General features: G+C 44.0%; 8 protein-coding genes and 1 pseudogene. 6 read left to right on the plus strand and 3 right to left on the minus strand.

The annotated features are described in order from the left end of the window. The 6 genes and pseudogenes from tnpB to QYH43_RS26690 form a co-directional block, all read left to right on the plus strand. The coding region (tnpB, locus tag QYH43_RS26665; protein WP_301158501.1) for an IS66 family insertion sequence element accessory protein TnpB at positions 1-277 on the plus strand (277 nt) is incomplete at its 5' end. Positions 278-294: 17 nt separating this feature from the next. After that, a pseudogene (locus tag QYH43_RS26670) lies at positions 295-466 on the plus strand (IS66 family transposase); the annotation flags it as partial. An 846-nt stretch (positions 467-1312) separates the two neighbouring features. Beyond that, positions 1313-2317, plus strand: a complete 1005-nt coding sequence (locus QYH43_RS26675) for a glycosyltransferase family 2 protein (protein WP_301158502.1) — start codon at positions 1313-1315, stop codon at positions 2315-2317. Continuing rightward, positions 2307-3017, plus strand: a complete 711-nt coding sequence (locus QYH43_RS26680) for a class I SAM-dependent methyltransferase (RefSeq protein WP_301158503.1) — start codon at positions 2307-2309, stop codon at positions 3015-3017. The genes QYH43_RS26675 and QYH43_RS26680 overlap by 11 nt, the downstream gene beginning before the upstream one ends. Beyond that, entirely contained in the window at positions 3014-3355 is a 342-nt protein-coding gene (locus QYH43_RS26685) for an EamA family transporter (protein WP_301158504.1), read from the plus strand. The genes QYH43_RS26680 and QYH43_RS26685 overlap by 4 nt, the downstream gene beginning before the upstream one ends. A gap of 130 nt (positions 3356-3485) precedes the next feature. Continuing rightward, positions 3486-5531 carry a DUF6077 domain-containing protein gene (locus tag QYH43_RS26690; RefSeq protein ID WP_301158505.1) on the plus strand — a complete coding sequence of 682 codons (2046 nt, stop codon included), beginning with the start codon at positions 3486-3488 and terminating at the stop codon, positions 5529-5531. Between the two features lie 336 nt (positions 5532-5867). On the opposite strand, the gene QYH43_RS26695 is transcribed toward QYH43_RS26690, so the two are convergent. The 3 genes from QYH43_RS26695 to QYH43_RS26705 all read right to left on the minus strand — a co-directional run. After that, on the minus strand, positions 5868-7346 hold the full coding sequence (locus QYH43_RS26695) for a hypothetical protein (RefSeq protein WP_301158506.1): 1479 nt from the start codon (positions 7344-7346) through the stop codon (positions 5868-5870). A gap of 390 nt (positions 7347-7736) precedes the next feature. Beyond that, entirely contained in the window at positions 7737-7997 is a 261-nt protein-coding gene (locus tag QYH43_RS26700) for a DUF6429 family protein (RefSeq protein ID WP_301158507.1), read from the minus strand. Between the two features lie 68 nt (positions 7998-8065). After that, positions 8066-8465: transposase (locus tag QYH43_RS26705; RefSeq protein WP_301158508.1), on the minus strand; the 400-nt coding region annotated here is incomplete at its 5' end.

Consider the following 8465-nt stretch of genomic DNA (forward strand, 5'->3'; position numbering starts at 1 on the left):
TGCGCTGGTCGAGCTGGATATTAAAGTCGCAGTATTTGACCCCGTGCTTTTCGTTTTCCTCAACAGGCCCCGCAACCGAGTGAAAATTCTATATTGGGAGCGCAATGGCTTCTGCCTTTGGCTCAAGCGCCTCGAGTCCGAACGATTCAAAACATCGCCTGACGCCACCGACGAGGCGATCGTGCTGACTGTCCAGGAATTGAACTGGTTACTCGATGGCTTTGATCTCTGGCGCAATCGTCCCCATAAGGTTTTAACGCCAAGATTCGTTGCCTGACGGGTATAATCCCCTGCATGAATTTGATACCCGAAGACCTTCCCGATGATCCTGTTTTGCTCAAGCAAATGTTGCTTGAGGCACTCAGTCGTCAGCAAGTAACTGCTGAGGCATGTCAGACTCATATCGTCGATTTAAAAGAACAGATCAAGCTGCTGCGCGACCGTTTGTTCGGTCGAACAATCCGAGTAGACCATCGAGCCCAACACGCCGCAACTGGCGTTGTTCAATGAGCCCGAAAGCGAGCCGATTGCTGCTTGACGCAGGTTGCGGCCTGTGGCGGCCCTGATTTTTCCCTAAATATGCCCTTTCCCTAGCGTTAGCAGCGCTGATCAGTTCCATTCAGAGGTTTTTGGTGGCCTTCGGCAAGCCTCAGGATTGCCATTATGAAATTTCCCAATAGACCCCTTTCCTCCATTACTAGACGCTCGATACCCTTGAGAGAAAAATGGCTTCGTTGTTGCTTATAACCAGGGATGGAGATCCAAACCCAACCCCACCGCTGGGACGCTCTTGTCATTGCGGAAGCAACCGTCACCCGAGGTCCGTAGACAAAAACACTAAAGCGAGCGGTTCCGTGGCAGCAAAGTTACAAAGTCTTCTACAGAAGTAGCTTGCGGTAGACATTCAGGTACGTAGCGTAACCGCGTATAGTGCTCGCGGGCGTTGGCTCTGCGCCCTAGCGGTGACCCCTTGCGCATAGCCGAACAACCAATTTTTTTGGTGATCTGCAAAGGGCTTGGTCCAGCATCAAATGTCCAGCCGAGCAGAACCAGCCGAAAAGTCGTGGAGACCTTGTTATTTTTCACGTAACTGATTACCTCTTGAGGGATTTACCCTATCAACATCAGTACTGTTTTACTGAGGCGGTGCGCCGTATCCAACAGCAGAACGCATTCGACCAAAACTCTAGGAGGAGCCATTACTACCCGAGCTCCAACTATCATTATCGGCTTCCACGAGTTACTCACTTACTACAACATAATCTGCTCCGGAATATACCCTTAAATAAATTATTCACCATGGTAAATCCGAATGTACTTAAGCCCTAAAGTTGCAGTTGTGATACCTAGCTACAAGGTAAAAAACCACATTTTAAGCGTTATTGAGGCGATTGGCCAAGAAGTTAGCAAAATTTACGTGATCGATGATTGTTGCCCGGATGGGACAGGTGATTTTGTAGAAAACAACTGCAACGATGAGCGTCTTGTAGTAATTCGTCATATTGAAAATCAAGGCGTTGGTGGCGCAGTAATGACGGGGTACCAAGCGGCCATTGAAGAAGATGTGGATATCATCATCAAGGTGGATGGTGACGGACAGATGAATCCAAGACTAATCCCTAGTCTAATTTCCCCCATCATTGATGGCAGAGCCGACTACACGAAGGGAAATCGATTTTTTGACCTTGAAGAAATTCGTGCGATGCCAAATTTACGCTTATTCGGCAATGCCGCTCTATCTTTTATGACGAAGCTGTCATCGGGATACTGGAATTTATTCGATCCAACCAATGGATTTACTGCCATCCACAGAAATGTCGCGAAGAGTTTGCCATTTAACAAAATAAGTCACCGCTATTTTTTCGAAACTGATATGTTATTTCGATTAAACACACTGCGCGCTGTTGTAGTGGACGTTCCCATGAGCGCAAAATACGGCGATGAAATCAGCAACCTCAAAATATCTAAAATTATCGGGGAATTTTCTATTAAACACACTAGGAATTTTGCCAAAAGGATATTTTATAACTATTACTTGAGAGACATGTCTCTTGCTTCAATTGAACTCCCGCTTGGCTTGAGCTTTTTGTTGTTCGGACTAACATTCGGAACTTATCAATGGATAAATTCCGCAAACACAGGCTTGCCTTCCTCAGCCGGAACCGTAATGCTATCCGCTTTGCCCGTAATTATCGGACTACAACTTACACTAGCTTTTTTAGGATATGACATAAATTCTGTTCCAAACAACCCGTTACAAAACCTCAAAAACCATTCCAACACCAAAATGGATAACGGAGTGCAAAATGCAAAATGAAGACAAAGCCTGGATTGAATACCGGGAAAAATTCTCTGAACTTTATGACGACTCAAATTATTCGAGCCCACTCCAGTCCTTAGTTATGCGTGCAAGTCATAAACTTGTCGAAAAAGCATACGGCGACGAGTCGCATTTTAAACGAGTCCTAGAGATTGGCGCCGGAACGGGCGAACATGTTAATTTTGTTCGTCACAAATTTGAAGAATACACCCTATCTGACCTAGACCAAAAAACGCTTGAGGTCGCGAAAAATAAACTTTTAAACACACACAACAGCAAATTGAAATTCGAATACCAAGAAGGTAGCGTATTAATATATGACGACAACAGTTTTGATAGACTGATAGCAACTCATGTCCTAGAACACATCTACCAACCACACCTTGCATTAAAAGAATGGGTCAGAGTAGTTAAAGACGGCGGGGTACTGTCAATTTTGATCCCAACAGATCCTGGGCTTGCTTGGCGACTTGGTAGGCACTTCGGGCCACGAAGAAATGCAATTTCTCAGGGAATTGCGTACGACTACATTATGGCTAGAGAACATGTAAATTCATGCAATAATCTTATTGCTATTCTTAGACACTACTTTCCTGACGCGAAGGAGTCTTGGTGGCCATTTCCTGTACCGTCAATTGACCTAAACTTATTTTTTTCATTTCATGCCATCATTCACAAACAAGAGACCGTAGAATGACCGCCTATGTTGTCGCTTTTTTCTGCGTTGTAGGCTTGGCCATCGGGCAACTACTATTCAAACTAAGCTCAACAGCACTTGCTTTAACTGGTACTTTATTCTCACTAAAATCAGCCACACCATTAATTGCTGCTATGTTTATTTATGGTATCACCTCCGTAGCATGGGTTTGGGTTTTACAGAAGGCTGAACTTGGCCGGGTATATCCAATGATGGCATTGGCTTTCGTTTTTGTGCCACTGGGCAGCCATTTCATTTTTGGCGAGCGCTTTCAGGCACAGTACTTCATTGGCTTAGGAATGATCGTAGTCGGAATCATCATTACCATTAGAGGCTGAACTACTTTGACCTATGATAAGAGCACATGCTTTTTAAATCTCGAGCACTATAGTAAATATTTCCTCGCAAAACCCCACACTGCGCGAGATTTTTTACTCATGAACAATATTTTTTATTGGTCGATCTCTCATGAAAAATGACGCATTCAAAGTTGATAGCTCTAGTCAAGACTCAAGAAAAAACAATCAAGGTTCGGGACCAGTATTTTTCAATGATCCTAGCGAGAGGATACTACGCACAATAATATCTACTTTCTTAATCGCATTTGCTGGCTGGACTATTTCGGCACAAGCTTGCGTATTGTTTGGCTGGAATATAAAAGACCTTCTGGCTCTCGCCCCTCTCGCAATCACCTCATTATTTATAGTATATTTTTTTTTACCGAAAACACATAGACCAGGTGTTCCCGATAGAAATTCGACATTAAAGCTCTACAGGCTCACCTACAGACGTACATTCCCACTCACCTTAATAATCCTCATTATATTGCCAGCAACCCTATACTGGTCATGGATAGCATTCTGGACTATTTCTATACTACTACTAATAGTCAGCCTTATTTCGTCAGAACCAAAACTACAATCAAAAAACCTAACCACTATTAAAATAGAAAAAAAACTCTCCTCACTAACAATTTTACTAATTGCAATCCTTGCGATTTCACTTTCTTTCGCAGTTTCTAGAAGTGACTTAGACGACTCATTTTACGTAGCAATCGCAGCATTTTCATCGTCAAATCCAGAGCACAGTCTTCTTGCTGGTGACCCCATGCTTGGGGAAGCTGGGCTACCTTTAATATTTCCAAGTTATCGCTTTGTTTCTTTCGAGTTGCTTTCGGGCGCTTTTGCTCACTTATTTTCAGCCCCATCAATGGACTTTTACTATATTTACCTTTTACCTGCATGGGTTATTGCAAGTATAGCTGCAACATTTTTATTAACAAGAGAGCTAATCCCTAAGAGTTGGATTTTAGCTGGAGCAATAACTTTCCTTCTAACTTTACTGCTAGGAGAGATGCATCGCGGCACAGCAAATTTCTCATTCGTCCGTCTCTTTCAAGGGAAATCTGTTTTCTTATCGGTAATTGTTCCAGCTATCTTCTATCTTACAGCGCGCTTTTTTTCTAAGCGAGGCACTAATACTGATTTGTTTTTATTGGCGTGCTGCCAAGTAGCAGCTATCGGCTTATCTAATTTCGGGATGCTCGCAGCTCCAATTGCGGGCTTTGGAGCTTTAGCGTCTAACATCCCACTGGCGCTTAAAGGCGAGAGAAAAAAATTCTATTGTACGTTGGCTATTTTATTTATTCCTCTCCCCTACTTAATTGATGTCGCTCTGCAACTCAAGGGATCGCCTATCATGGATTTTGGGATTGAGACAGCCGAGACTGTATGGACATCTGTATTTGGAGCTCACCAGCAATACTTGGTAGGAATTCTACTTTTGGCTGGTCCAGTTCTTGCCAAAGACACGGTAACAAAATGGAGACTGGCTGTTCCTCCTTTAATTCTTTTAGGAATTTACCTTAATCCTTGGCTATCTGACTTCATATCAAGATACGTGACAACCCCTCCCGTTTATTGGCGCGTTGTTTGGTCTTTTCCAATATTAGTTTTTTCTGCAGTCTCTTTCTGCATGATTGCAACCGAGCTCCTTGAACGAAAGCCCTACCGATTACTCATTGCGTCACTGTCTACAATTGTGTTCGGCCTGACGATTTATTCGCTCCCATTTAATACACTTCGTTCAGAGAACATTGGTAAAATTGAACACTTTGCAAACTGGAAAATTCCAAATGCCGATCTTCTTGTTGCCCAGAAAGCCTTAACTATAGATCAAAGGGATGGAGTATTGCTTGCGCCAGATGAGATAGCTGGTGTCATTTCGAGATTCGAAAAACATCCAAGACTTGTAATCACTCGGGGTCTTTATTTATATCTATTGAGGCCAGTTTTAGGAGATGAAGAATACGAGAAAAGGCGCATTTTGTATAATTTCGTGACAGGTAAAATCGATGGGGAAGGTGAACTCGTTCGAGCCACCTTTCACTCTATGAAAATATCTCTAATTATAATAAACGCTAACAATGAAAACCCCTTAGCTGTTAATCTTCTAAATTCAGAAGGATATAAAAGACTAGAGATTATTAATGGATATTCTTTTTGGAGCAAATGAGACTAATTATCAATAGATTATGCTATCAAGATTGATCAATTAGTTATTGAGCCCCCCCCCCCCCGATATTAGGATAGTTTTCGCTTTTGAGAATTTTCTGAAAAGTCATACTGGGGAGGGAGGCGACAAGAGGTTGTCCGCGCACAAGTAATTCAATGAAAACCTGCATTACTCAAGATACTGCGTATGCGCTCCATAAATCCCACCTTCTAAAAGGCGGATTTTATGGTTCGCATAGGGTTAACCGAGTCGACGTCGAAAGCGAGTCGGCGCGATGACCATTCACTCCGGACCAGGGTAAATAAAGTAAGCCTGGAATGATATTTTCTTGGTTCTTCACAGAAGCTTTTCATGAGGCATAGGCTGGATGATTTTTTTTGCCTCCAGTGGTGCTTGCATACTTCTACCAGTGGCAAGTCGGTACATTGCAAGCATTGCTGCGGACATAAGTAGTATTTGTATTATGGTGTAAGTTGGAATGGCATATCGTATATGGGCCTGCATCCCAGCACTCAACGCAAAAAGGGAAGAGTTTGTCAAAACCGCTGACAATACAATCAATACTAAAAAAGAATTCTCTTTAAACAATCTATGAGCACGAACCTGTGTGCTGAAAAACCATATCACAAGTAACCCAATCGATATAAACTGAATCAATCCAATAACGAGGTATATTTTTGTGGTCAGTGGACGAAGCATCTCCATGCGTTCAATGGTCCATGATGTCGCGACTGATTTCGGAAGAATATTATATTCTTCAAGTGGAAATTGCAGATTTGGCAGAGAGTACTTTGTAAAATCGAAGAGCGTGTTCGCTACTACCTGAAATGGAAAGTATTTAATTGTCGTCTGGGTAATCGTATCTATCGTTTTCTTGCCATCTGGCTTAGCCAGCTCCCTTGTAAGCAATGGATATACATAATTGGCGTGAGAGTCGAATAACTCCGCATCAGCCATAGTGATGCGAGACTTAACAGCATCTGACAGATATGGATATACTTCTGTCAAGCGAGGCCATACGACTCTATTGAAAGCCATGCTAGAAAAATCTAGAGGTGGTCGCTGAGTGTTATAAACAGTGGTGGCGTTCTTGATGGCTATTGCTGATCCAGCAGAAATAACTAGGAATAGCAAACCGATCAACACCCTGTATATACTTAACTTGTCTTTTCTCAAAAGGTACAGAGCACAAAGTGCTATTACAAAAACTGCTATAGACAGGTACAGCTTATCTACCCGCAGAGAAGACATTAGCGTGAGGGTTAATGATGCAATTGAGAAGTGAATAAAAGCTTGCTTTGTGGTTGCATCCTTGGCGCAGGCCCGGATAAGCGCAGCGGAAAATATTACGGTAAATGAGGCGGCTAAAGAGTCTGTCAGCACAGACATGCAAAAATGAGCAATCAACGGATTTAACGTTACTGATATCGCCACTACAAGTGATACTGCCCTCGCGTACGGCCTATTACGCAATATAAGAGCGCACATAGAAAACGCAGCCACCACAGCTAGGAATAACTGTATTGTGTATATCATTGCCTGTGGTGTTATTGCAAAAACCTCAGACAACATTGAGGCACCTCTTATTACTGCCGGATAAAAAATTCCACGATATTGATCTACAACAAGAATTTTTGAGAACGCAAAATACTCTGATGTATCCCCATACACAGGAATGAAATTGAAGTTTCGATATATCCAAAGAGCTCCAATTGCGGCGTTAGCGAGTAGCGTCATAACAACTAGTATCGATGACGCAATACCTAGCTTATTTTTCAATGACTGCGGCTCAGTAGGAGTTACTGATAAGATCACTGGAATGCTCCATTTTTTGATGGCGTATTAAATCATGCTCGATGCGTTAGAAGTAAGCCCTTGCTTGGAGACAGCACTAATCACCGCGCAGCAACTGCTGCAGGAACGGTCGCGGTAGGAATGGCAGTCACCTGCCACCCCCCGCACAGATCCGTACATGCAGAATTACCGCATACGGCTCCTGCCTTGGGTTTTGACGCCGAAGCGGGTTATGGGATACGGATGCATTGGTATCTCTCGTGGATAGGGTATGAACAAACGGGCCAGCGAAATCATGCGCTCCCAATTCAACCGGTGACGCTGACTTCGTCGTTTTAGAGCATGCCTCCATGCCCCGATAATTTGTATGCGATCCACAAACCCCACCTACCGTATGGCCGTGGTATGAAGTCAATCATCCGAGTCGGATACATGCTCCACTTGAGTTCTTACCCTAAACAACCGGTCTGCTATTTGTCGACCTCGCTCCAGCCCTTCAGCCGTCAACCAAATCGATTTGTTCTTGTTCACCGGATTACTGATGAAACCCTGTTCATGTAATCGATTCATGGTCTCGAAGTCGAACCCTTTCCAAGCATTGCCGTCATCAAAGCTGAAGGTTGCCAACAGGGCAAGCACGACTTCTTCAATCAATTTATCGTCGTATTCCATGATCGTTGCTCCGCTCGTATTCTTTAAGCTCACCATAAACTCCACCGACTTCAAGATCGGTAACGCGCCTAGCTAGGCGATGCCGGCGAGCAGTTCCACGGCAACAGCGCTTCGTAATCTTCAACCGAGGTCGCCAGTGGTAGCCGTTCTAATGTGTGGCGCAGCCACGCATAGGGCTCTTGGTCGTTGGCTTTGGCAGTCTCGACCAGGCTGTAAAGTTGAGCGCTGGCCGTCGCGCCTTTGGGTGTGTCGCTAAACAACCAGTTCTTTCTTCCGATGACGAAGGGCCTGATCGCACGCTCGGCGGGGTTGTTGTCGATCGGCAAATAGCCTTCCTCGGCGTACCGCTCCAGTTTGTTCCAGTTACTCGCCAGATAGCCGATGGCCTTGCCCAAGGCGTTCTGAGACGTAACTTGTGGCTGCGTCTTTTCCATCCAGCTTTTTAACTGAGCCAGCACTGGCAGGCTC

The sequence above is a fragment of the Pseudomonas sp. C32 genome (assembly GCF_030417915.1).
Taxonomy (GTDB): Bacteria; Pseudomonadota; Gammaproteobacteria; order Pseudomonadales; family Pseudomonadaceae; genus Aquipseudomonas.

Excerpts from the sequence above, each read along its gene's own strand:
- QYH43_RS26700 (WP_301158507.1), bottom strand. The coding sequence starts at position 7,997 with ATGGAATACGACGATAAATTGATTGAAGAAGTCGTGCTTGCCCTGTTG.
- QYH43_RS26680 (WP_301158503.1), top strand. The coding sequence starts at position 2,307 with ATGCAAAATGAAGACAAAGCCTGGATTGAATACCGGGAAAAATTCTCT.
- QYH43_RS26685 (WP_301158504.1), top strand. The coding sequence starts at position 3,014 with ATGACCGCCTATGTTGTCGCTTTTTTCTGCGTTGTAGGCTTGGCCATC.
- QYH43_RS26690 (WP_301158505.1), top strand. The coding sequence starts at position 3,486 with ATGAAAAATGACGCATTCAAAGTTGATAGCTCTAGTCAAGACTCAAGA.
- QYH43_RS26675 (WP_301158502.1), top strand. The coding sequence starts at position 1,313 with ATGTACTTAAGCCCTAAAGTTGCAGTTGTGATACCTAGCTACAAGGTA.